Annotated in this window: 21 protein-coding genes; all 21 read left to right on the top strand. The window is 38.1% G+C overall.

The window, feature by feature from the left end:
• Positions 1 to 63: 63 nt before the first annotated feature.
• Entirely contained in the window at positions 64 to 2133 is a 2070-nt protein-coding gene (topA, locus tag CCE82_RS02995; protein ID WP_086427942.1) for a type I DNA topoisomerase, read from the top strand.
• 27 nt (positions 2134 to 2160) lie between these two features.
• The gene (trmFO, locus tag CCE82_RS02990; RefSeq protein ID WP_086427941.1) at positions 2161 to 3465 is read left to right on the top strand and encodes an FADH(2)-oxidizing methylenetetrahydrofolate--tRNA-(uracil(54)-C(5))-methyltransferase TrmFO; all 1305 of its coding nucleotides are present in this window, start codon (positions 2161 to 2163) and stop codon (positions 3463 to 3465) included.
• Between the two features lie 119 nt (positions 3466 to 3584).
• On the top strand, positions 3585 to 4475 hold the full coding sequence (gene xerC / locus CCE82_RS02985; RefSeq protein ID WP_086427940.1) for a tyrosine recombinase XerC: 891 nt from the start codon (positions 3585 to 3587) through the stop codon (positions 4473 to 4475).
• Between the two features lie 6 nt (positions 4476 to 4481).
• Positions 4482 to 5024 carry an ATP-dependent protease subunit HslV gene (hslV, locus tag CCE82_RS02980; RefSeq protein ID WP_019165478.1) on the top strand — a complete coding sequence of 181 codons (543 nt, stop codon included), beginning with the start codon at positions 4482 to 4484 and terminating at the stop codon, positions 5022 to 5024.
• Positions 5025 to 5038: 14 nt separating this feature from the next.
• A complete protein-coding gene (gene hslU, locus CCE82_RS02975) occupies positions 5039 to 6448 on the top strand; it encodes an ATP-dependent protease ATPase subunit HslU (RefSeq protein ID WP_086427939.1) in 1410 nt (469 codons plus the stop codon).
• Positions 6449 to 6467: 19 nt separating this feature from the next.
• Entirely contained in the window at positions 6468 to 7241 is a 774-nt protein-coding gene (codY, locus tag CCE82_RS02970; RefSeq protein WP_019167863.1) for a GTP-sensing pleiotropic transcriptional regulator CodY, read from the top strand.
• A gap of 166 nt (positions 7242 to 7407) precedes the next feature.
• A complete protein-coding gene (gene rpsB, locus CCE82_RS02965; RefSeq protein ID WP_086427938.1) occupies positions 7408 to 8205 on the top strand; it encodes a 30S ribosomal protein S2 in 798 nt (265 codons plus the stop codon).
• A gap of 90 nt (positions 8206 to 8295) precedes the next feature.
• Entirely contained in the window at positions 8296 to 9174 is an 879-nt protein-coding gene (tsf, locus tag CCE82_RS02960) for a translation elongation factor Ts (RefSeq protein ID WP_086427937.1), read from the top strand.
• Between the two features lie 150 nt (positions 9175 to 9324).
• A complete protein-coding gene (gene pyrH / locus CCE82_RS02955) occupies positions 9325 to 10047 on the top strand; it encodes a UMP kinase (protein ID WP_086427936.1) in 723 nt (240 codons plus the stop codon).
• Between the two features lie 17 nt (positions 10048 to 10064).
• Positions 10065 to 10619 (top strand): ribosome recycling factor, encoded by a 555-nt coding sequence (frr, locus tag CCE82_RS02950; protein ID WP_086427935.1) that lies wholly within the window; start codon positions 10065 to 10067, stop codon positions 10617 to 10619.
• 242 nt (positions 10620 to 10861) lie between these two features.
• On the top strand, positions 10862 to 11623 hold the full coding sequence (locus CCE82_RS02945; RefSeq protein ID WP_086427934.1) for an isoprenyl transferase: 762 nt from the start codon (positions 10862 to 10864) through the stop codon (positions 11621 to 11623).
• 14 nt (positions 11624 to 11637) lie between these two features.
• A complete protein-coding gene (locus CCE82_RS02940; RefSeq protein WP_086427933.1) occupies positions 11638 to 12420 on the top strand; it encodes a phosphatidate cytidylyltransferase in 783 nt (260 codons plus the stop codon).
• A 16-nt stretch (positions 12421 to 12436) separates the two neighbouring features.
• A complete protein-coding gene (locus tag CCE82_RS02935; protein ID WP_119184400.1) occupies positions 12437 to 13567 on the top strand; it encodes a 1-deoxy-D-xylulose-5-phosphate reductoisomerase in 1131 nt (376 codons plus the stop codon).
• Between the two features lie 6 nt (positions 13568 to 13573).
• On the top strand, positions 13574 to 14854 hold the full coding sequence (rseP, locus tag CCE82_RS02930; protein ID WP_086427931.1) for an RIP metalloprotease RseP: 1281 nt from the start codon (positions 13574 to 13576) through the stop codon (positions 14852 to 14854).
• A gap of 24 nt (positions 14855 to 14878) precedes the next feature.
• A complete protein-coding gene (locus CCE82_RS02925; protein ID WP_086427930.1) occupies positions 14879 to 16582 on the top strand; it encodes a proline--tRNA ligase in 1704 nt (567 codons plus the stop codon).
• A gap of 768 nt (positions 16583 to 17350) precedes the next feature.
• Positions 17351 to 21658, top strand: a complete 4308-nt coding sequence (locus CCE82_RS02920; RefSeq protein WP_086427929.1) for a PolC-type DNA polymerase III — start codon at positions 17351 to 17353, stop codon at positions 21656 to 21658.
• A 124-nt stretch (positions 21659 to 21782) separates the two neighbouring features.
• Positions 21783 to 22250 carry a ribosome maturation factor RimP gene (gene rimP / locus CCE82_RS02915; protein WP_086427928.1) on the top strand — a complete coding sequence of 156 codons (468 nt, stop codon included), beginning with the start codon at positions 21783 to 21785 and terminating at the stop codon, positions 22248 to 22250.
• Between the two features lie 20 nt (positions 22251 to 22270).
• Positions 22271 to 23455 (top strand): transcription termination factor NusA, encoded by a 1185-nt coding sequence (gene nusA / locus CCE82_RS02910; protein ID WP_086427927.1) that lies wholly within the window; start codon positions 22271 to 22273, stop codon positions 23453 to 23455.
• A gap of 11 nt (positions 23456 to 23466) precedes the next feature.
• Positions 23467 to 23754 (top strand): RNase P modulator RnpM, encoded by a 288-nt coding sequence (gene rnpM, locus CCE82_RS02905; protein WP_086427926.1) that lies wholly within the window; start codon positions 23467 to 23469, stop codon positions 23752 to 23754.
• Positions 23751 to 24056, top strand: coding sequence for a L7Ae/L30e/S12e/Gadd45 family ribosomal protein (locus CCE82_RS02900; protein ID WP_086427925.1), 306 nt, complete (start codon positions 23751 to 23753; stop codon positions 24054 to 24056). The genes rnpM and CCE82_RS02900 overlap by 4 nt, the downstream gene beginning before the upstream one ends.
• 16 nt (positions 24057 to 24072) lie before the next feature.
• Positions 24073 to 26205 carry a translation initiation factor IF-2 gene (gene infB / locus CCE82_RS02895; protein ID WP_086427924.1) on the top strand — a complete coding sequence of 711 codons (2133 nt, stop codon included), beginning with the start codon at positions 24073 to 24075 and terminating at the stop codon, positions 26203 to 26205.
• Positions 26206 to 26390: the final 185 nt, after the last annotated feature.

The raw sequence follows: 26390 nt of genomic DNA, 5'->3' as shown, positions 1-26390 counted from the left end.
AAATATAAAAATAACCGTTTATCATTTATCTTTGTAAACAGAAAAAGCAAGGGGGTAACTACTTTGGCAGATAATCTTGTCATTGTTGAATCGCCTGCAAAAGCGAAAACTATAGAAAAATATTTAGGTAAGAAATACAAAGTGATCGCATCAATGGGTCATGTGAGAGATTTACCACGCAGTCAAATGGGCGTGGATGTGGAACATGATTATGAACCTAAATATATTACTATCCGAGGTAAGGGGCCAGTCGTTAAAGACTTGAAAAGACATGCGAAAAAAGCGAAAAAAGTTTTTCTCGCGAGTGACCCCGATCGTGAAGGTGAAGCAATTGCATGGCACTTGGCAAACATTTTAGAACTAGAAGATAGTAAAGAAAATCGTGTGGTTTTTAATGAAATTACAAAAGATGCTGTAAAAGAAAGCTTCAAAAATCCACGCGGTATTGAAATGGATTTAGTTGACGCACAACAAGCGCGACGTGTATTAGACCGATTAGTAGGTTATAATATTTCACCAGTATTATGGAAAAAAGTAAAAAAAGGTTTGTCAGCCGGACGTGTACAATCAGTAGCGCTTCGTCTAGTGATTGACCGTGAAAATGAAATTCGTAACTTTAAACCTGAAGAGTATTGGTCAATTGAAGGTGAATTTCGTTATGGAAAATCAAAGTTTAATGCCAAGTTTCTTCATTATAAAGATAAGCCTTTTAAATTATCGACAAAAGATGATGTAGCGGTCATAACGAAAGCATTAGATGGTAATCAATTCACGGTTTCCAATGTGACTAAAAAAGAAAAAACACGTAAACCTGCCAACCCATTTACGACCTCCACTTTACAACAAGAAGCGGCTCGAAAACTTAATTTCAAGGCGCGTAAAACAATGATGGTGGCACAACAACTTTATGAAGGTATTGACTTGAAGCGTAAAGGTACGATTGGGCTCATCACATATATGAGAACGGATTCGACACGCATTTCTAAAGATGCGCAAAATGAAGCGAAACAATATATTGAATCAGAATACGGTAGTGAATATTTATCTAAAGTGACGAAAAAGGGTAAACAAGGTGACCAAGATGCCCATGAAGCGATTCGTCCAACAAGTACGTTAAGAACGCCTGCTGAAATGAAAGACTATTTGACACGTGATCAATATCGTTTATACAAATTGATTTGGGAACGTTTTGTAGCGAGTCAAATGGCACCGGCAATTTTAGATACAGTTGCTGTAGATTTAACGCAAAACGATGTGAAGTTTAGAGCAAATGGTCAAACGATTAAGTTCAAAGGTTTTATGACACTTTATGTTGAAACGGATGATGATAAAGGTAAAGAAAAAGAAAATCGTTTACCGAAGCTTGAAGTAGGTAATGAAGTGTTGGCGACAAAGGTTGAACCTGCACAACACTTTACGCAACCACCACCGCGCTATACAGAAGCACGTCTTGTGAAAACGCTAGAAGAACTTAAAATTGGTCGTCCTTCAACGTATGCACCGACGATTGATACGATTCAAAAGCGTAATTATGTGAAGAATGAAAGCAAGCGTTTCGTCCCTACTGAATTAGGTGAAATTGTGCATGAACAAGTGAAAGAATATTTCCCTGAGATTATCGATGTCGACTTTACTGTTAACATGGAAACGTTACTCGATAAAATTGCAGATGGTGACGTAGCGTGGAAAAAAGTAGTAGGTGACTTTTTCAACAGTTTCAAACAAGACGTTGAACGTGCTGAAGAAGAAATGGAAAAAGTTGAAATTAAAGACGAACCTGCTGGCGAAGATTGTGAAGTATGTGGCAATCCAATGGTCATTAAAATGGGACGCTATGGTAAGTTTATGGCATGTTCTAACTTCCCTGACTGTCGAAACACGAAAGCGATTACGAAGCCGATTGGTGTGACATGTCCAAAATGTAAAAAAGGCGATGTCGTTGAACGTAAATCTAAGAAAAATCGTATTTTCTATGGTTGTTCGAATTATCCAGAGTGTGATTTTGTCACATGGGATAAGCCGATTGGTCGTGATTGTCCGAAATGTCAACACTATCTTGCTGAGCATAAAAAAGGACGTTCGACACAAGTTGTTTGTTCGAATTGTGATTATAAAGAAGAAGTTCAAAAATAATATGAGTATTAAAGAGAGGTAAGAACCATGACATCTGTTAATATTGTCGGCGCTGGTTTAGCAGGGTCTGAAGCAGCATTTCAACTTGCGGAACGTGGCATCCATGTGAATCTTTTTGAAATGCGACCAGTGAAACAAACACCTGCGCACCATACGAATCAATTTGCTGAGCTCGTATGTTCGAATTCATTAAGAGGAAATGCGTTAACGAATGCAGTAGGTGTGTTAAAAGAAGAAATGCGCCGTTTAGATTCATTGATTATCGCAGCTGCTGATCATGCACGTGTTCCTGCTGGTGGGGCTTTAGCAGTAGATAGACATGATTTTGCAGGCTACATCACTGAAAAGTTAAGAAATCATCCAAATGTGACTGTGAGCAATGAAGAGGTAACGTCTATTCCTGAAGGGCCAACCATTATTGCGACAGGGCCATTAACTACTGAGCCACTTGCGAAAGAAATTGTTGCATTAACGGGTGAAGATCAACTTTACTTCTATGATGCAGCTGCACCAATTATTGAAAAAGACTCTATCGATATGGATAAAGTTTATTTAAAATCGCGTTATGACAAAGGTGAAGCCGCATATTTAAACTGTCCGATGACGAAAGAGGAATTTGATCGTTTTTATGAAGCCGCACTTGCCGCTGAAGTTGCACCGATGAATGATTTCGAAAAAGAAAAGTATTTTGAAGGGTGTATGCCTTTTGAAGTCATGGCGGGTAGAGGCGAGAAGACGTTATTGTTTGGCCCAATGAAGCCAGTCGGTTTAGAAGATCCAAAAACTGGAAAACGCCCGTATGCTGTCGTTCAATTAAGACAAGATGACGCTGCAGGCACGCTTTACAATATTGTAGGGTTCCAAACGCGCTTGAAATGGGGCGCACAAAAAGAAGTGATTCGTCTCATTCCTGGTCTTGAAAACGTAGATATTGTAAGATATGGTGTGATGCATCGTAATACGTTTATCAACTCTCCAGAAGTGTTGAGTGAGATTTATGAGTTTAAAAATCGCAAAAACTTATTCTTTGCAGGTCAAATGACTGGTGTGGAAGGTTACGTTGAAAGTGCAGCGAGTGGTATGATTGCAGGGATTAACTTAGCACATCGTTTGTTAGGTAAAGCAGATGTGGTTTTCCCGCGTGAAACAATGCTCGGTAGTATGGCTTACTATATTTCGCATGCTTCGAATAACAAAAACTTCCAACCGATGAATGCTAACTTTGGTCTAGTGCCACCGCTTGAGCAACGTATTAAAGATAAAAAAGAACGTTACGAAACTTTAGCGAATCGTGCGTTAGAACAACTTGATCATTTTAAACAAACGTTGTAACAAAACTGTAATTAATGGCAAAATAAGCAAAATTTTGATAAATAGAAAAATTCAATGTATAATCAATGCAGTTCCCCTCATCATTATGCTACAATGCTAATGATGGAGGGGTTTTTGAATTGAAACAAATCCAAGAACAATTTTTAGATATGTTAAAAAGGGAACGTTTTTTCTCAGACCACACGTTGAAAGCCTATCATGATGATCTTGTTCAATTTAATCGATTCCTTGGGCAAGAACAATTAGCGCTTACGGCATTTAAATATTTGGACGCAAGAAATTATTTGCAGACACTTTATGATATGGGACTCCAACGAACTACAGTATCGCGAAAAATATCTACATTACGAAGCTTTTATGCTTTTTGGATGACGCAAGAAGAGGGGATTGTGAATCCGTTTGTTCAGTTAGTCCATCCGAAAAAGGAACGTTACTTACCGACGTTTTTTTACACAGAAGAGATGGAAGCGTTATTTCAAACTGTCATGCACGATCCTCACAAAGGGTTGAGAGACAGAGTGATTTTAGAGTTGTTTTATGCAACAGGCATCCGTGTTTCTGAATTAGTGTCTTTAAAAGTAGAAGACGTTGACCTCGAAATGTGTTGGATTAAAGTGTTAGGTAAGGGTGGTAAAGAACGTATCGTGCCTTTTGGAGAGTTTTGTAGGCAAAGTATTGAACAGTATTTGGTAGAGTTTGCGCCGATTCAAAATGTTCAACATCCTTATTTAATTACAAATTTAAAAGGTCAGCCGATTACTGAGCGGGGTGTACGCTATGTGTTAAATGACATTGTCAAACGAACTGCTGGTGTGACATCGATTCATCCACATAAATTAAGACATACGTTTGCGACACATATGCTAAATGAAGGTGCAGACCTTAGAACTGTTCAAAGCTTACTTGGGCATGTTAATTTATCTACAACAGGTCGTTACACCCATGTGACGAATCAACAATTAAGAAATGTTTATTTAAAGGCACATCCACGTGCGAAAAAAGGAGAGTAATCATACATGAGTTCATCAATACATGCAACAACGATTTATGCAGTGAGACATAATGGTGGCGCAGCAATGGCTGGTGATGGTCAGGTCACTTTAGGTGAAAAAGTGATCATGAAACAAACTGCTAAAAAAGTAAGAAAGCTGTATAATGGCAAAGTCATTGCAGGTTTTGCAGGTAGTGTTGCTGATGCTTTTACACTTTTTGAAAAATTTGAAGCAAAATTACAGCAATACAGTGGCAATCTTGAAAGAGCTGCTGTAGAACTTGCAAAAGAGTGGCGAGGCGACAAACAATTACGTCAACTGGAAGCGATGCTCATTGTTATGGATAAAGATCATATCCTCGTCGTGAGTGGTACAGGTGAAGTGATTGCGCCAGATGATGATTTAATTGCAATCGGTTCAGGCGGCAATTTTGCGTTAAGTGCGGGTCGAGCGTTTAAAAGACATGCGTCACACTTAAGTGCACGTGAAATGGCATATGAAAGTTTGAAAGTCGCTTCAGAAATATGCGTATTCACGAATGATCATATCACAGTGGAAGAACTATAATGGAGGTATCGAGCATGGATCGTAATGCGATTAAATATACACCAAAAGATATTGTAGATCGATTAAATGAATATATTGTAGGCCAAGAAGAAGCTAAGAAAAAAGTTGCTGTCGCGTTGAGAAATAGATATCGCCGTAGTTTAATTGATGATGAAGTGAAACAAGAAATTGCGCCAAAAAATATTTTGATGATGGGGCCGACAGGTGTAGGGAAAACTGAAATCGCACGTCGTATGGCTAAAATTGTCGGTGCACCATTTTTAAAAGTAGAAGCAACGAAATTTACTGAAGTCGGTTACGTTGGTCGTGATGTTGAAAGTATGGTACGAGACCTTGTGGATGTTGCCGTACGATTAGTTAAAGATCAGAAAAAAGCGAATGTTGTTGAAGCGGCGACACAAAAAGCAAATGATAAATTAGTGAAATTACTTGTACCGAGTCTGAAGAAAAAAGCAAGTCAAAATACCAACAATCCATTAGAATCTTTATTTGGTGGCGCGATTCCAAACTTTGGACAGCAAAACGATGAAGATGAAGAAGAACCACCAACTGAAGAAATTAAAACGAAGCGCTCTGAAATTCGTACACAGTTGTTGAATGGCCAACTTGAAGAAGAGAAAGTTAAAGTGAAGGTTGAACAAGATCCAGGTGCTTTAGGAATGCTTGGGACAAATCAAAATGAGCAAATGCAAGAAATGATGAACCAATTGATGCCGAAGAAAAAGGTCCAAAAAGAAGTGCCAGTGAAAACGGCACGTAAAATTTTGGTGGATCAATTTGCTGATGAAATGATTGACCATGAAACTGCGAATCAAGAAGCGCTTGATTTAGCAGAGCAAATGGGTATCATTTTTATCGATGAAATTGACAAAGTTGCAACGTCGAATCAAAACAGTGGTCAAGATGTTTCGAGACAAGGTGTACAACGTGATATTCTGCCTATCCTTGAGGGTAGCGTAGTCAAGACGAAATATGGTACTGTTAGTACGGAGCATATGCTTTTTATCGGCGCTGGAGCATTTCATGTATCAAAACCAAGTGATTTAATTCCAGAGCTACAAGGACGTTTTCCGATTCGTGTAGAGTTACAAGATTTATCTGTTGATGATTTTGTACGAATTCTTAAAGAACCGAAGCTTTCCTTAATTAAACAATACGAAATGTTACTCAAAACTGAAGAGGTTATTGTGAATTTCACAGATGAAGCCATTTATCGACTTGCGGAAATGGCACATCATGTTAACCAAGAAACGGATAATATCGGTGCGCGTCGTTTGCATACCATCTTAGAAAAAATGTTAGAAGATTTATCTTTCGAAGCACCCAATATGCCGCATGCACAAGTGGACATCACACCACAATATGTTGATGATAAATTAAAAACGATTTCGACAAACAAAGATTTAAGCGAATTTATTTTATAAGAAAAAAAGGAGTAATGACATGAGCTTATTATCGAAAACAAGAGAATTGAGTAGTTTGTTACAAAAACATAAGGGCATCTCAGTAGATTTTAAAGATGTTGCACAAACGATAAGTAAAGTGACTGTAACTAATGTGTTCATTGTTTCTCGCCGCGGTAAAATATTAGGTTCTAGTTTAAATGAATTACTTAAGAATGAACGTATTATTAAAATGTTGGAAGACCGACATATCCCAGAAGAATATACAGAAAAGTTAATGCATGTCTATGAAACGTTATCTAATATTTCAATTGATAATGAATTATCAGTATTCCCACCAGAAAATGAAGACGTGTTTAAAAACTCAAAAACGACAGTCTTCCCAATTATTGGTGGCGGTGAGCGTTTAGGTACATTAGTTTTAGGACGTGTATCTGATGAATTTGAAGATAATGACCTCGTGCTTGGTGAATATGCAGCAACAGTGATTGGTATGGAAATCTTGCGTGAGAAACATTCTGAAATTGAATCTGAAGCACGTGACAAAGCTGCAATTTCTATGGCAATCAATTCATTGTCATATTCAGAAAAAGAAGCGATTGATCATATTTTTGAAGAACTCGGTGGCAAAGAAGGATTATTAATTGCTTCTAAAGTGGCTGACCGTGTCGGAATTACGCGTTCAGTGATCGTAAACGCATTAAGAAAGTTAGAAAGTGCGGGCGTTATTGAATCTCGTTCACTTGGTATGAAAGGGACATTCATTAAAGTTAAAAAAGAAGCATTTTTAGACGAGCTTTCACGCACAGAATAAATGGCTTGACTTGTTGCAATTTGTCACATGTTGTGATATATTAATATGCGGCTGAAAAAGTCAAAACACACACGTGCATCAAAGTATAAAAGGGTGCGGTAATTCAAATTATCGTTTTTATATGAGTGGACGTGGCGGATGTAAACCAATAGGAGGAATTTATATTATGGCAGTTATTTCAATGAAACAATTATTAGAAGCTGGTGTTCACTTCGGTCACCAAACACGCCGTTGGAACCCAAAAATGAAAAAGTACATTTTCACTGAGAGAAATGGTATTTATATCATCGACTTACAAAAAACAGTGAAAAAAGTTGAAGAAGCTTATAACTTTGTTAAGCAAGTTTCTGAAGAAGGCGGTAAAGTTTTATTCGTAGGTACGAAAAAACAAGCACAAGAATCAGTGAAAGCTGAAGCAGAACGTGCTGGCCACTACTACGTTAACCAAAGATGGTTAGGCGGAATCTTAACAAACTACAAAACAATTTCTAAACGTGTTCAACGTATTTCTGAAATCGAAAAAATGGAAGAAGACGGTACTTTCGACGTACTTCCTAAAAAAGAAGTTGTAGAACTTAAAAAAGAATATGACCGTTTAATTAAATTCTTAGGCGGTATTCGTGAAATGAAATCAATGCCACAAGCATTATTCGTAGTTGACCCACGTAAAGAGCGTAATGCAATTGCAGAAGCGCGTAAATTAAACATCCCTATCGTAGGTATTGTTGATACAAACTGTGATCCAGATGAAATTGACTACGTTATCCCAGCGAACGATGACGCGATTCGTGCGGTTAAATTATTAACTGGTAAAATGGCGGACGCAATCTTAGAAGGTCAACAAGGTGTATCAAACGAAGAAGTGGCTGCTGAACAAGACATCGACTTAACAGAAGATGAAACAGCAGAAAGCGAATCAACTGAAGCGACAGAAAACACTGAAGCAACTGTTGAATCTAACTAAGACGCATCTTGAAATGGGTGATAAGATAAATATGCTTATCACCTTTTTTTAAAATAAATTAAGTACTTTTTAAAATTGGAGGAATTATGAATGGCAATTTCAGCTAAACTTGTTAAAGAATTACGCGAAAAAACTGGCGCGGGTATGATGGACTGTAAAAAAGCTTTAGAAGCAACTGACGGAGATATTGATAAAGCGATTGACTACCTTCGTGAAAAAGGTATTGCAAAAGCAGCTAAAAAAGCTGACCGTATTGCAGCTGAAGGTATTACACATGTTGAAGTAAAAGGTAATGAGGCAGTTATCGTTGAAATCAACTCTGAAACGGACTTCGTAGCTCGTAACGAAGGTTTCCAACAACTTGTAAAAGAAATTGCTAACCAAATTCTTGATACAAAAGCAGCAACTGTAGAAGAATTAAATGAAACAACATTACCAAATGGTAAAAAAGTTTCTGAACATATGACAGAAGCAATTTCAACAATCGGTGAAAAATTAAGCTTACGTCGTTTCGAAATCAGAACTAAAACTGATAACGATGCGTTCGGTGCATATTTACACATGGGTGGACGTATTGCAGTACTTTCTGTTGTTGAAGGTACAACGGATGAAGAAGCAGCTAAAGACGTTGCAATGCACATCGCTGCAATCAACCCTAAATATGTATCTTCTGAGCAAGTAAGTGAAGAAGAACTTAACCACGAAAGAGAAGTTTTAAAACAACAAGCTTTAAATGAAGGCAAACCAGAAAACATCGTTGAAAAAATGGTTGAAGGTCGTTTACGTAAATATTTACAAGAAATTTGTGCAGTTGATCAAAACTTCGTTAAAAACCCTGACCAAACAGTTGAAGAATTCCTTAAATCTAAAGGTGGAAAACTTGTTGACTTCGTACGTTACGAAGTAGGTGAAGGCATTGAAAAACGCCAAGAAAACTTTGCTGATGAAGTTAAAGGACAAATGAAATAATTAACACGGTTTTGTATAAGAAAGAAGACACCTTTCGTGTCCTCCTTTGCATGACTTCAATGCATGATTGAAGCCGTGTGCAAGGAAGATACTTATTGTGTCTTCTTTACTTGTATTGTTTTACATATTACGAATAGAGAGGTTAAAATAATGACTGAAACTTCAAAATATAAGCGAGTAGTTTTGAAATTAAGCGGAGAAGCATTAGCAGGTGACAAAGGTTTTGGTATCAATCCAATGATTATTAAGAGCATCGCAGAACAAGTAGCAGAAGTTGCTAAAATGGATACTGAGATTGCTGTAATCGTGGGTGGTGGTAATATTTGGCGCGGAAAAACAGGTAGTGATTTAGGTATGGATCGTGGGACTGCTGACTATATGGGTATGTTAGCAACTGTCATGAACGCTTTAGCACTACAAGATAGTCTCGAGCAACTCGACTGTGATACACGTGTATTAACGTCTATCGAAATGAAACAAGTTGCAGAGCCATACATTCGACGTCGTGCTATCCGTCACCTTGAAAAACACCGTGTCGTTATTTTTGCAGCAGGTATTGGTAACCCTTATTTCTCAACAGACACGACTGCGGCATTACGTGCTGCCGAAGTGGAAGCAGATGTAATTTTAATGGGTAAAAACAATGTGGATGGTGTGTATTCAGCGGATCCTAAAGTTGACCCGAATGCTAAAAAATATGATCGCTTAACTTACATTCAATTATTACAAGAAGGTTTACAAGTAATGGATTCAACAGCCTCTTCATTCTGTATGGACAACAATATACCGTTAAAAGTCTTCTCTATTATGGAAGAAGGCAATATTAAACGTGCTGTTCAAGGTGAAGATATCGGTACAATCATTACAAAATAATATAGAGGTGCAAAACAATGAAAGAAATTATTCAAGATGCGAAAAGTCGTATGAAAAAGTCAACTGAGAATTTAACTCGTGAATTAGCTCAAATCAATGCTGGACGCGCAAACTCTAACTTACTTGCTGGCGTTCAAGTCGATTACTATGGTGCGCCAACGCCTGTACAACAACTTGCAAGTATTAATGTGCCTGAAGCGCGTTTACTTGTTGTATCTCCATACGATAAGACGTCTCTAGCTGACATTGAAAAAGCGATTATCGCAGCAAATTTAGGGGTTAATCCGACTAGTGACGGTGATGTCATTCGTATTATGGTGCCTGCTTTAACTGAAGAGCGTCGTAAAGAAATCGTTAAAGATGTGAAGAAAACAGGTGAAAATGCGAAAGTTTCTATCCGTAATATTCGTCGTGATGCGAACGATACATTAAAAAGACAAGAAAAAGATGGCGAAATTTCTGAAGATGAGTTACGTAACGGATCTGATGAAGTGCAAAAAATTACTGATAGCTCTATCAAAGAAATCGATCAGTTAGTGGCAGACAAAGAAAAAGACATTATGTCAGTCTAAATCAAACAGTCATCCGCCTTATGATGAGGTTTGATTTGAGTAAGGTGCGTTAACTCAGTCCAATTTAATAAGAAGACTGTAGAAAATGTTTGTCTACTTTTAAGCTGTACCGAATACGACTTTGGTACAGTTTTTTTCTTTGTTTATTCAATGCAGGTATTGAGTGTGATAAAATGGTAGATAATTGTACGCTTATGAGATTATAATATTTTAAGAGACGAAATAGGCTCGGAGGAACGCGCATGTTTAAGAAATTTAAGAAAAAAAATGACACTCAAAACCATATCGAAGCGCTCGATTTACATAATATACCTGAACACATTGCAATTATTATGGATGGCAATGGTCGTTGGGCCAAACAGCGTAAAATGCCTAGAATTAAAGGGCATTATCAAGGCATGCAAACAATTAAAACAATTACGCGTGCGGCAAGTGACTTAGGTATCAAATATTTGACCCTTTACGCTTTTTCAACAGAGAACTGGTCGCGACCTGATGAAGAAGTGAATTACATCATGGGCTTACCTGTTAACTTTTTAAATACGTTTCTACCTGAATTAATCGAAAAAAATGTCAGAGTTGAGACAGTTGGCTTTATTAATGATTTGCCAGAAAAAACGATTCAGGCAATTGAAGAAGCCAAAATTAAAACATCTGATAATACGGGGTTGACTTTAATATTTGCGATTAATTATGGTGGACGTGCCGAAATTGTTCATGGTATTCAAACATTGATGAAAGATATGCGTCATGCGTCTGATCAGGATATTGATGCGTTAACGGAACAACATTTTCAAAAGTATTTAATGACACGTGACTATCCTGATCCAGAATTGTTGATTCGTACGTCTGGGGAACAGCGAATTAGTAATTTCTTGATTTGGCAACTGTCGTATAGTGAATTTATTTTTAATTCTAAAATGTGGCCGGATTTTGATGAGGCAGAGTTAAAAGCATGTATTAAAACATATCAATCACGACAAAGACGATTTGGAGGATTGTAGATAGGAGTAGTGGGATGAAGGTTAGAACAATCACAACGATAGTGGCACTCATTGTTTTTTTACCTATTTTGCTCATTGGTGGATCAACATGGATGTATTTTACTTTTTTACTTGCATTAATTGCGTTAAAAGAACTTTTAAACATGAATAGAATCCAATTTTTGTCAATACCTGGTCTTCTAAGTGCACTTGCATTAATCATTATGATGCTCCCGCAAGATTTTGGAAGCTGGGTCATCGTGTTACAACAAAAGTCATTGATTGCAATGAGTTTTATTATTTTAAGTTATACGGTGATGTCAAAAAATAGATTTAGTTTTATGGATTCAGCTTTTTGTCTGATGTCTGTCGCTTATGTCGGTATTGGTTTTATGTATTTTTATGTCACACGTGAAGCAGGCCTACAGTTTATTTTATTTGGTTTACTGATTGTATGGTTGACAGACACAGGTGCTTACATATTTGGGCGCCTTTTAGGAAAGCGTAAATTATGGCCGACGATTAGTCCCAATAAAACGATTGAAGGATTTATCGGCGGGTTAATTTGTAGTTTGATTGTGCCGATTGTTTTTATGTTTTTCGTTGACTTTGACTACCCAATAGTTGGCCTTTTACTCATTACAGTTGTATTGAGTATGTTTGGTCAACTCGGTGATCTTGTAGAATCAGGATTTAAACGTCATTTTGGTGTTAAAGATTCGGGTCGTTTATTGCCAGGACATGGTGGCATTTTAGACCGCTTTGACAGCTTTATGTTCGTATTACCATTAATGAATATTTTCTTAATTCAAATGTAAAGAGAAGTGAGAAATGATGAAAAATATCGCTATTTTAGGAGCGTCGGGTTCAATAGGTCAACAGGCTATTGATGTCATTGAACGCCATCCTGAAAACTTTAATTTAATTGCGTTTACTGTAGGAAAAAATGTTGATTTTGCGATTGAAGTGATTCAAAAATTTAATCCTGACATCGTCGCAGTTCAAGAAGTAAGTGCAGTAGAACAATTAAAACCTTATCACAGTCATATCGTCAGTGGTCGCGAAGGCTTAATCGAGGTCGCAACTTATGAAAAAAATGACTTAGTATTGAATTCATTGCTCGGTAGTGTTGGGCTCGAACCGACGATGAAAGCGATTGAAGCAGGTAAGGATATCGCTTTAGCCAACAAAGAAACGTTAGTTGTTGCAGGTGAATTGGTCATGGCACATGCACGTCAACATGGTGTCAATATTTTGCCAGTTGACTCTGAACATGCAGCGATTTTTCAATGTTTAAATGGCGAAGATATGCGCAAAGTGAAAAATGTCGTCATTACGGCAAGTGGCGGCTCATTCCGTGACTTAACACGTGATCAATTGGCTTCCGTAACGGTAGAGGATGCACTGAATCACCCGAACTGGTCAATGGGTCATAAAATTACGATTGATTCTGCAACGATGATGAATAAAGGATTTGAAGTCATTGAAGCAAAGTGGTTATTCGATTTAGATATCGACCAAATTCAAACCATTTTGCATAAAGAAAGTATCATTCATTCAATGGTCGAATTTGTTGATACAAGCGTGATGGCGCAATTAGGGACACCGGATATGCGCATGCCGATTCAGTACGCTTTCACTTATCCTGAGCGTATTGAGCATCAAGCACCATCATTAAACCTTGCTGAAGTTGCGCAGTTAAACTTTAAACCTATGGACTTTGATCGTTATCGCTGTTTACAATATGCGTACGATGCATTACGTATCGGTGGCACGATGCCGGTTGTATTAAATGCGGTGAATGAAGTGGCTGTCGCTAAGTTTTTAAACCGTGAAATTGCATTTTTGGATATTGAGAAAATGATTGAACGTGAAATGACAGCACACGAAGTCATTCAAAATCCAACACTTGAACAAATTTTAGAATTAGATCATTACTATAAAACAAAAGAATATGAGGTGTAAGAAACTGTGCTCATAACCCTTATTGCATTTATTATTGTCTTTGGTGTCCTCGTATTTGTACACGAATTTGGTCATATGTATTTTGCAAAACGTGCTGGTATTATGTGTCCGGAGTTTGCGATTGGTATGGGACCAAAGATTTTTAGTTTTCGTAAAAATGAAACACTCTACACAATCCGCTTGTTACCAGTGGGTGGTTATGTACGTATGGCGGGTGACGGGATGGAAGAGTCCCCTGTTCAACCTGGGATGCACGTTAGAATTAAAACGAATGACGCGAATGAAGTGACACACATCATTTTAGATGATCAACATAAATTCCAACAAATTGAAGCGTTAGAAGTGAAACAAGTCGATTTAACTGAAGACTTGTTTATCGAAGGTGTAACTGCTGATGATGAAACACGTCATCGTTTTAACATCGCCGAAAAAGCTTACTTTGTACAAAATGGAAGTTTAATTCAAATTGCACCACGCCATCGTCAATTCACACATAAAAAGCCTTATCAAAAGTTTTTAACGCTTTTTGCAGGTCCATTATTCAATTTTATTTTAGCTTTAGTCTTATTAATCGGTTTGGCGTATTATCAAGGTGCCCCGGTACCTAAAATTGCGCAAGTCGCTGAAAATTCACCAGCACAACAAATTGGGTTACAAAAAGGTGACGAAATTAAAAAAATCGGTAATCATGACATTCACCGATATAATGATATAAAAAAACAACTTGAAGCAACAGAAGGAAAACCTACAACGATTGTCATTGAACGTGAAGGTAAGACGATTGAAAAGGAATTCTCGCCGAAAAAAGTAGAAATTCAAACGACAAAAACGAGTAAACAAACAGATTATCGACTCGGTTTTATACCCGAAAAAGAACGTTCACTATTTGAACCGTTATTATTCGGTATTCAACAGACAATAGAGTTCGGTAAAATTATTTTCGTTGCAGTCGCAAGTATGATTGCGAGTATTTTCACGGGTGACTTTAGTTTTGATATGTTAAACGGTCCAGTCGGTATTTATAAAAATGTCGATACGGTAGTCAAAACGGGGATTATTAATTTAATTAGTTGGACAGCTGTATTGAGTGTCAACTTAGGTATTATGAATTTATTACCGATTCCTGCACTGGATGGCGGACGTATTTTATTCGTGATTTATGAAGCGATATTTAGAAAACCTGCCAATAAAAAAGCAGAAACAGTGATTATTGCTGCGGGAGCAATTTTTGTATTAATCATCATGGTGCTCGTCACTTGGAATGATATACAACGTTATTTCTTATGATAGGACAAGGAGGAACAATCTAGGATGAAGCAATCAAAAGTTTTTATTCCAACATTGAGAGAAGTGCCTGCTGAAGCTGAGGCCATTAGCCATCAACTGTTATTAAAAGCAGGCTTAATTAAGCAAAATGCTGCGGGGGTATACAGTTATTTACCAGTAGCAACTCGCGTAATCCACAAAATTTCAGATATTATTCGTCAAGAAATGGAACGTATTGATGCAGTTGAAGTGGTAATGCCAGTATTACAACAATCTGAACTGTGGAAAGAATCAGGACGTTGGGATGCATACGGTATGGAGCTCATGCGTTTACGTGATCGCAACCAACGTGAATTTGCATTAGGACCAACACATGAAGAAGTGGTGACATCTCTTGTACGAGACGAATTACGTTCATACAAACAGCTTCCGCTTACGTTGTTCCAAATTCAAACCAAATTCCGGGATGAAAAGCGTCCACGTTTTGGCTTATTACGTGGCCGAGAATTCATTATGAAAGATGCATACTCATTCCATACTGATGAAGATTCGTTGATGGAAACGTATCAAAATATGTACAATGCATACAGTACGATTTTCAAACGTGTCGGCTTAAATGTGAGACCAGTCGTTGCCGATTCAGGTGCGATTGGCGGAAATCATACACATGAATTCCATGCATTAAGTGCGATTGGTGAAGATACAATTGTGTATAGCGACAATAGTGACTATGCGGCGAATATTGAGAAAGCTGAAGTGCCATATTATGAAACAGCTAACATTGATGAAGCGTTACAAGAATTAGAAAAAGTAGCAACGCCTAATGTTAAAACTGCACAAGAACTTGCTGAATTTTTAGGGCAACCTTTAGATCATATTGTTAAAACAATGGTCTTTAAAGTAAATGGAGAATTTATTTTATTACTCGTTCGTGGTCACCATGAAGTGAATGACGTAAAAATTAAAGATTACTTCAAAACAGATGATGTTACAATGGCAACGGATGATGAAATTCGTAATTTGTTAGGCGCATCACCAGGTTCTTTAGGTCCGATTACTGATAGAGATGTCAAAGTATATGCGGATCAATTCGTTCAATCATTGCGTAATTTAGCGATTGGTGCAAATGAAGATGGGTTCCACTACATTAATGCGAATGTTGAGCGTGACTTCCAAATTGAAGGCTATGGCGATTTCCGCTTTATTCTTGAAGGTGAGCCACTTGCAGATGGTTCTGGTCCAGCGCAATTTGCTGAAGGTATTGAAGTGGGGCAAGTTTTCGTATTAGGTGAAAAATATTCTGAAGCAATGAAAGCAACAGTCTTAAATCAACAAGGTCGCGAACAAAACTTAACAATGGGTTGTTACGGTATTGGTGTTTCAAGAACGTTAAGTGCGATTATTGAACAGCACCATGATGAGAACGGCATTATTTGGCCGAAATCAGTCACACCATTTGATGTGCATTTGATTACTGTCAATCCGAAAAAAGACGAACAACGTGAATGTGGCGATCAATTATATGACACATTGTTATCAAAATATGATGTGCTTTATGATGATCGAAATGAACGTGCAGGTGTGAAATTCAACGATGCCGACTTGATTGGTATTCCAGTTCGTGTTGTAGTCGGTAAAAATGCAGCAGAAGGTATCGTAGAAGTGAAGCGTCGTGACACAGGCGATAGCGAAGATGTGCATGTCGATGATTTAGTGGTACACCTTGAAAAATTATACGAACAAATTTAGTAACAACGCATGCTGAATTTGTTATAATACGATTAATCGTTGAACAAAGTGATGGATGAACATTTGATGTTTTAATTTGATTGTTTGTTCACTTTAAAGATTAATATCAGTTTGTCTGATTGCTAAACATGTCCTCGCTTTCCTAGAGGTTGGCGCCTCAACTCAATTTGGCTTGTTAAGTGAAACCATTATATTAATGCCAAATTGGATTTTCGGCTCCAGCTGTTCCCTCAGGAGTCTCGGGCAGTTCTTGCAAACATAGAAAGTTGTCATTGAAAGTTAAAAGTTGATAGGGTGAATGGATGCATTGTTAATACCTCGAACAGCCCTAGTGTAGTAGTTAAGACTCAAATTGATAGAGGCTGGGACATTAAGTTTTCCCAGCCTTTTCTATTGGTATCATGTGTACTTAAATATCAGATGAGACATCAAGCTAGCTATTTTTGGATATTTGAGTCAACATCAATTTCCAAAGTATGATGTTATTTTTTTGTTTTTGAAGAAAGATTGCTAAAATGGATGAGACTCCCGAGGAATCAGCTGAACCGGAAAATCCACCAACGCTTCACTTTATGTCAGATTAAACCATAGCGTTGGTTAGTTAGAGGTTCAGCCCCTGGGAAAGCGAATCCATGAGGGCAATCAAAAAACATCAATCTTAGGAATAGGAAAAGTTATAAAAATATTGCACCGATAGTACTCACGAAAATTGTTCAACATTAACGTATATCATGCATACACGGCAATTCAAATAAGGTGGTTAGGAAAGTGACATTACAGAATCAAGAAAAATTTAAGATTCTTCTTAAACAAATGAATATGTTAGACCATTTTGAGCAAGAATTCGTTGATCAAGGCCAATTGACACGTGTAGATGTATCAGAAAAATCTCGGAAGTGGACGTTTCATATCCAATTACCACGATTGTTAAAATATGAAGACTATGCTGTTTTTACACATGCGATGAAAGAAAGTTTTCAACATATTGCAGATGTGGATTGGAAAATTACCGTCAATGATGCGACACAACAAGATGAATATTTACTGAAATATTTTGGTGACTGTATTGAACAAACGCAATTGTCGCCTAAAGTTAAAGGTCAATTAAAACAAAAACGTATGATTATTTCGGGCGATGTTGTAAAAATATTGGTCCAAAATGATATTGAAGGGAACCATTTCAATAAAGTATGCAACGGTAGTTTAGTACGCGCGATGCAACGTTGCGGTTTTAATGTTCAACAAGTGGTGTTTGAGACGGATGAAAGTGGCCACGATGAAGATTTAGCGTCATTAGAAGCGCACATTCAAGAAGAGGATGAACAAAGTGCACGTGAAGCCACGGCAAAAATTGAAAAAATGAAAGAACAACGTGCGCAACAAGATGATGAGGTCACTGTCGAACGTTGTCAAATTGGTAAGCCGATTCAAGTTGAGAATGTTCGACCGATCGAATCTATTATCGAAGAAGAGTTCAAAGTGGCCATTGAAGGTGTCATTTTCGATATTAATTTAAAAGAACTGAAAAGTGGTCGTCACATTGTCGAATTAAAAGTGACAGACTATACCGATTCATTGGTGCTTAAAATGTTTACGCGCAAAAACAAAGATGATTTAGAGCATTTTAAATCATTAAAAGAAGGGCAATGGATTCGTGCACAAGGTCGTATTGAAGAGGACATGTTCATTCGTGACCTTGTCATGATGATGTCTGATATTGAAGCGATTAAGCGTACACCCAAAACTGATAAAGCTGCGGAAAAACGTGTGGAATTCCATTTGCATACGTCTATGAGCCAAATGGATGGTGTGACGCACATTGGTGACTATGTCGCGCAAGCTGCACAATGGGGTCATGATGCGATTGCTGTGACGGACCATAACGTTGTACAGGCTTATCCTGATGCGCATGCTGCAGCAGAAAAACATGGCATTAAAATGATTTATGGTATGGAAGGGATGCTCGTTGATGACGGTGTGCCAATTGCTTATAAGCCTACTGACATCATGCTTCAAGATGCGACATATGTTGTATTTGACGTCGAGACAACGGGGTTATCCAATCAATACGATAAAATTATTGAGTTAGCAGCGGTCAAAGTGAAAAATGGCGAAATTATTGATAAATTCGAACGTTTTAGCAATCCGCATGAAAAGTTAACAGAAACGATTAAAAACTTGACGCATATTTCAGATGATATGTTAAAAGGTGCACCTGAAATTGAAGAAGTGCTCACTGAATTTAAAGATTGGGTGGGCGATGCAATTTTCGTTGCACATAACGCGTCATTCGACATGGGCTTTATTGATACTGGATATGAACGTCTCGGCTTCGGTCCGTCAACAAATGCCGTTATTGATACGCTTGAGCTCTCTCGTACGATTAATACGAGTTATGGTAAACATGGCTTGAACTTTTTAGCTAAAAAATATGGCGTAGAGCTCACACAACACCACCGTGCGATTTATGATACTGAAGCAACGGCATATATATTTGTGAAAATGTTAGCTCAATTGAAAGCGTTAGATGTGCATAACCATCAAGACATTAACAAAAAGTTATCTAACGAAGATGCATATAAGCGTGCGCGTCCACAACACGTCACATTAATCGTGCAAAATCAAACAGGTCTTAAAAACTTGTTCAAAATTGTCAGTGCATCGCTTGTAAAATACTATTATCGAACACCACGTATTCCGCGTTCATTATTAGATGAGCATCGTGAAGGTTTGCTCGTCGGGACTGCATGTGATGAAGGTGAAGTATTTACTGCGGTGATGCAACGTGATCAGTCAGAAGTAGAACGAATTGCGAAATACTATGACTATATTGAAGTACAACCCCCTGCGTTATATCAAGATTTACTCGATCGTGACTTGATTCGTGATAACGAAACGCTTGTTGAGATTTATGAACGTATTTTAAAAGTGGGAGAGACGAATCAAATTCCTGTCATTGCGACGGGAAATGCCCACTACTTACACGAACATGATGCGATTGCACGTCGTATTTTAATTGCTGCACAGCCGGGTAATCCGTTGAACCGTTCAACTTTACCTGAAGCGCATTTTAGAACGACAGATGAAATGTTAGATGCATTCCATTTCTTAGGAGAGGAACGTGCGCATCAAATCGTCGTTGAAAATACACGTGCGTTAGCGGATCGTATTGACAAAGTAGTCCCAATTAAAGATAAACTGTATACACCTAATATGGACGGGGCCAATGAAGAAATTCGTGAAATGAGTTATCGTAATGCGAAACAACTGTATGGTGAAGATTTGCCACAGATTGTTATCGATCGTTTAGAAAAAGAGTTAGAAAGTATTATCGGTAATGGATTTGCGGTTATTTATTTGATTTCGCAACGACTCGTTAAAAAATCGTTAGAAGATGGCTATTTAGTAGGTTCTCGTGGTTCGGTCGGTTCAAGCTTTGTGGCGACGATGACTGAAATTACAGAAGTGAATCCACTACCACCGCATTACATTTGTCCAAGTTGTAAAAAGAGTGAGTTTTTCGATGATGGTTCAGTTGGCTCTGGCTTTGACTTGCCAGATAAAACGTGTGAATGCGGCACAGAAATGATTAAAGAAGGACAAGATATTCCATTCGAAACGTTCTTAGGTTTTAAAGGGGATAAAGTACCCGATATCGACTTGAACTTCAGTGGTGAATACCAACCTCAAGCGCATAACTACACGAAAGTATTGTTCGGTGAAGACTATGTATACCGTGCCGGAACGATTGGTACAGTCGCTGAGAAAACGGCATTTGGTTTCGTGAAAGGCTATTTAAATGATCAAGGTATTCATAAGCGTGGTGCGGAAGTCGACCGTCTCGTGAAAGGCTGTACAGGCGTGAAACGGACAACAGGTCAACATCCAGGTGGTATTATCGTTGTGCCAGACTATATGGACATTTTTGACTTTACACCGATTCAATATCCGGCAGACGATCAAAGTTCAAGTTGGATGACGACGCACTTTGACTTCCATTCGATTCATGATAACGTGTTGAAACTTGATATTCTCGGGCACGATGATCCAACCATGATCCGGATGTTGCAAGACTTGTCAGGTATCGATCCGAAAACAATTCCAGTAGATGATCAACAAACGATGGGGATTTTCAGTTCTCCAGAAGCGCTCGGTGTGACAGAAGAGGAAATTCTAGCGAAAACCGGAACATTCGGTGTGCCTGAATTTGGGACAGGCTTCGTACGTCAAATGTTAGAAGATACGAAACCAACAACATTCTCAGAGCTCGTACAAATTTCAGGGCTTTCACACGGAACAGATGTATGGCTCGGTAATGCACAAGAACTGATTCGTAGTGGGACATGTACGTTATCAAGTTGTATCGGTTGTCGTGATGATATTATGGTGTACTTGATGTATGCTGGTTTAGAACCGTCACTTGCTTTTAAAATTATGGAAGCAGTGCGTAAAGGTAAAGGCTTGACTGAAGAATTTGAGCAAGTGATGAGAGAAAATAATGTGCCAGATTGGTATATGGATTCATGTAAAAAAATTAAATACATGTTCCCGAAAGCCCACGCCGCAGCTTATGTATTAATGGCGGTGCGTATTGCTTATTTCAAAGTGCATCACCCGCTCTATTATTATGCGAGTTACTTTACTGTGCGTGCATCAGACTTTGATTTAATTACGATGGTTAAAGATAAAGATAGTATCCGCCAAACTGTGAAAGATATGTATGCGCGCTATATGGATTTAGGTAAAAAAGAAAAAGACGTGTTGACCGTATTAGAAATTATGAATGAAATGGCGCATCGTGGTTATCGTATGCAACCAGTTAACTTAGAGAAGAGTCAGGCGTATGAGTTCATTATAGAAGGCGACACATTAATTCCGCCATTTGTTGCAGTGCCTGGCCTCGGTGAAAACGTAGCGAAACGTATTGTTGAAGCGCGTCAAGAAGGCCCGTTCTTATCGAAAGAAGATTTGAACAAAAAGGCTGGCGTCTCTCAAAAAATCATTGAATACCTGGATGATTTAGGTTCATTACCAGATATGCCAGACAAAGCGCAGTTGTCAATCTTTGATATGTAGAGATAAATTTGTCGCAAAATGCAATCTATGGTATAATAAAATTGCTTATAAAATTAGACTCAAGTAGGAAGAGTGGGTGTTACCCGCTCTTTTCTATTTGTTTGTCAGTCATAAGGGGGCTCGTATGAGTAAAGTTACAGAGCAAGTTGAAACCATAATACAACCTGTCCTTGATGAATTGAACTTTGAATTAGTAGATGTTGAGTTTGCTAAAGAAGGTCGTGATCATTATTTACGTATTGCCATTGACAAACCAGGCGGCGTCGATTTAAACGATTGCACACTCGCATCAGAACGTATTAGCGAAGTGATGGATGCGCATGACCCGATTCCACAAGCGTATTATTTAGATGTCTCATCACCAGGTGCAGAACGTCCAATTAAAAATGAAAAAGGCTTTCAAAACGCAATTGAACAGCCAATATTTGTATCATTATATGCGCCAATCGAAGGTGACAAAGAATGGTTAGGTCATTTGAAAGCAGTCACTGAAGACACGATTACAATGGAAGTGAAGGTCAAAGCGAAGACGAAAACCATCACCATCCCACGTGATAAAATTGCGAAAGCACGTCACGCAGTTATGCTTTAAAGACGTAAGGAGGAAATTGAGTGGAAAGTAACGAATTATTATTAGCAACGGAATATTTAGAAAAAGAGAAGAAAATTCCTAGAGAAGTTTTAGTAGACGCAATTGAAGCAGCTTTAATTACGGCATATAAGAAAAACTACGACAGCGCACGTAATGTCCGTGTTGAATTGAATTTAGACAGTGGTACATTCCGAGTGATTTCTCGTAAAGAGGTCGTAGAAGAAGTATTTGATCACCGTGAAGAAATCGATTTATCAACAGCATTAGTGAAAAACCCAGCGTACGAAATTGGTGATATTTACGAAGAAGATGTGACACCAAAAGACTTTGGACGTGTCGGTGCACAAGCGGCAAAACAAGCTGTCATGCAACGTTTACGTGATGCTGAACGTGAAATTTTATATGAAGAGTTCATTGATAAGGAAGATGACATTATGACTGGTGTCATTGACCGTGTGGACCATCGTTATGTATACGTGAATTTAGGACGTACGGAAGCAGTATTGTCTGAAGCAGAACGTAGCCCGAATGAAACGTATCTTCCAAATGAACGCATCAAAGTGTATGTGAACAAAGTGGAACAAACAACAAAAGGACCACAAATTTTCGTATCACGTAGTCATCCAGGCTTATTGAAACGTCTTTTTGAACAAGAAGTACCTGAAATTTTCGAAGGTACAGTTGAAGTGAAGTCTGTGGCACGTGAAGCGGGAGACCGTTCAAAAATTAGTGTGTATTCAGAAAACCCGGATATCGATGCAGTCGGCGCATGTGTGGGTGCGAAAGGTGCGCGTGTTGAGGCAGTTGTTGAAGAATTGGGCGGTGAAAAAATTGATATCGTTCAATGGAGTGAAGATCCAAAAGTATTCGTACGTAATGCTTTGAGCCCTTCACAAGTGATTGATGTCATTGTAGATGAGGAAAATCAATCAACAACAGTGATCGTTCCAGATTATCAATTATCATTAGCGATTGGTAAACGTGGACAAAATGCGCGTCTTGCTGCGAAATTAACAGGCTGGAAAATTGATATTAAATCAGAAACTGATGCAAAAGCGTTAGGTATTGGTGAAGAAGAAGCGGCTACAACAACTGTTGAAACGGAACCTGAAGCGATGACAGCTGAAGATATGGATTTAGCAACAGTGTCTGATGAAGCAATTGAAGAAAATGTAAGCTTAGAGGATGAAAGTAAAGAGAACTAGGAGGGATTTTTATGAAAAAAAGAAAAATTCCTATGAGAAAATGTATTTTATCTAATGAGATGAAACCTAAAAAAGATATGATTCGTGTCGTGAAAAATAAAGAAGGCGAAATTTCAGCTGACGTTACTGGTAAAATGCCAGGACGTGGGGCTTACGTGTCTAAGGACATTGCTTTAATTGAGAAAGCACAACAGGCGCACAAATTAGAGGCATATTTTAAAGCGTCAGAAGAAACATTAGAGCCTGTTTATAAAGAAATTATTCGTCTCATTTATAGAGAAGAGATTCCAACAAAATGAATCAACAACAATTTTTAAATTTTTTAGGTTTGGCGATGCGTGCTGGCAAAGTGAAAACGGGCGAATCTGTCATTATTGCCGAGCTCAAAAAGCATCGTTTGAAGCTTGTATTGATTGCAAGTGATGCATCGGATAGTACGAAAAATAATATCATCAATAAATGTAACAGTTATCAAACACCCTATCGTATTGTCAGCAACCGTAACGATTTAGGAGATGCGTTAGGTAAAGGTACACGGGTCAATGTCGGTATTACGGATCAAGGGTTTGCAAAAAAGTTGATGTCAATGATAGATGAATAATGTTAGGAGTGGTTTAATGAGTAAACAAAGAATTTATGAGTATGCCAAAGATTTAAATATTAAAAGTAAAGATGTAATTGATGAGTTAAAGAAAACGGGGATTGAAGTGTCCAACCACATGCAAACTTTAGAAGACGATCAAGTGAAAGCATTGGATAAAGTTTTCAAAAAAGACCAAGCTCCGAAACAACAAAAAGAGCAAAAAAATACTCAATCAAATCACAAAAACCAAAATCAAGGTAAAAACCAAAAACAAAGCAATAACCAAAAGCAAGGCAACAACCAGCAACAAAAGGGTAAAAACAACGCCTCTAAACAAAACAAGAAAAACAACAAAGGCAATAAAAAACAAAACAAGAAAAATGCACCACAACAACCAAGTGAACCTAAAGAATTGCCTTCAAAAATCACTTACACTGAAGGGATTACAGTAGGCGAATTATCAGACAAGCTCGGTGTAGATTCATCAGAAATTATTAAAAAGCTCTTCTTACTTGGGATTATGGCGAACATCAACCAATCTTTAGATATTGAAGCACTTGAATTAGTCGCATCAGATTACGGTGTTGAACTTGAAGAAGAAGTCGTGATTGATGATAACGACTTATCGATTTATTTTGATAATGTAGAAGAAGATGAAGACGCGATCGTACGTCCAGCTGTTGTGACAATTATGGGACACGTTGACCACGGTAAAACGACGCTACTTGACTCAATCCGTAATACACGTGTGACTGAAGGAGAAGCAGGTGGTATCACACAACATATCGGTGCTTACCAAATTACGAACAACGGCAAAAAAATCACGTTCTTGGATACACCAGGACACGCGGCATTTACAACAATGCGTGCGCGTGGTGCTCAAGTAACGGATATTACAATTTTAGTTGTAGCAGCTGATGATGGTGTTATGCCTCAAACGATTGAAGCGATTAACCATGCGAAAGAAGCAGACGTGCCGATTATCGTTGCAGTCAACAAAATTGATAAACCAACAGCCAATCCTGACCGTGTGATGCAAGAATTAGCTGAATACAACCTCATCCCTGAAGACTGGGGTGGCGACACAATTTTCGTACCACTATCAGCATTAAGCGGTGAAGGTATTGACGATTTACTTGAAATGCTCATCTTAGTTTCTGAAGTACAAGAATTAAAAGCGAACCCGAATAAAGCAGCTGTCGGTACAGTTATCGAAGCTGAATTAGACAAATCACGTGGTCCTGCTGCGTCATTACTTGTCCAAAACGGTACATTAAATGTCGGTGATGCACTTGTAGTAGGTAACACACATGGTAAAGTGCGTGCAATGGTGAATGACCTCGGTAAACGTATTAAAACTGCAGGTCCATCGACACCGGTTGAAATTACTGGTTTAAGCGATGTACCACAAGCAGGTGACCGCTTCGTTGTATTCAAAGATGAGAAAAAAGCACGTCGTATCGGTGAAGCACGTGAACAAGAAAACATTTTACAACAACGTCAAGAAAGCAAAAACGTGACATTAGATAACTTGTTCGAACAAATGAAACAAGGTGAAATGAAAGACTTGAATGTCATCATTAAAGGTGACGTACAAGGTTCAGTGGAAGCATTAGCTGCATCATTAATGAAAATCGATGTTGAAGGTGTCAACGTGCGTATTATTCATACAGCAACGGGTGCCATCAACGAATCTGACGTAACATTAGCACATGCGTCAAACGGTATCATTATCGGTTTTAACGTACGTCCTGATGCAGGTGCGAAACGTGCAGCAGACGCTGAAAATGTCGATATGCGTTTACACCGTGTTATCTACAATGTGATTGAAGAAATCGAATCCGCGATGAAAGGGATGCTTGATCCTGAATTTGAAGAAAAAGTGATTGGTCAAGCTGAAGTACGTCAAACATTCAAAGTATCGAAAGTCGGTACAATTGCGGGTAGTTATGTGACTGAAGGTAAAATCACACGTGATGCGGGTGTCCGTGTCATTCGTGACGGTGTCGTATTATTTGAAGGTGAATTAGATACATTGAAACGTTTCAAAGACGATGCCAAAGAAGTCGCACAAGGTTACGAATGTGGTATCACAATCGCAAAATTCAATGATATTAAAGAAGGCGATATTATTGAAGCATTTGTGATGGTAGAAGTAGAAAGATAATAAACTGAATGAAACCTCCTTGAGTCTATTTTATGGATTGAAGGAGGTTTTTTTCAATTGGAAAGCACAGTGAGTATTTACTTATAAAGTTTAAATTTGGTATAATATTGATAATGAAATATTGTATTGTATAACATATTAATTCTGAAGCGTGCAATGGGTTACATGAGGTATATGATAGAGAG

The sequence above is a fragment of the Staphylococcus cornubiensis genome (genome assembly GCF_900183575.1).
Classification (GTDB): domain Bacteria; phylum Bacillota; class Bacilli; order Staphylococcales; family Staphylococcaceae; genus Staphylococcus; species Staphylococcus cornubiensis.
The sequence above is the reverse complement of the archived record's forward strand: the minus strand, read 5'-3'. Positions and strand labels throughout refer to the sequence as shown.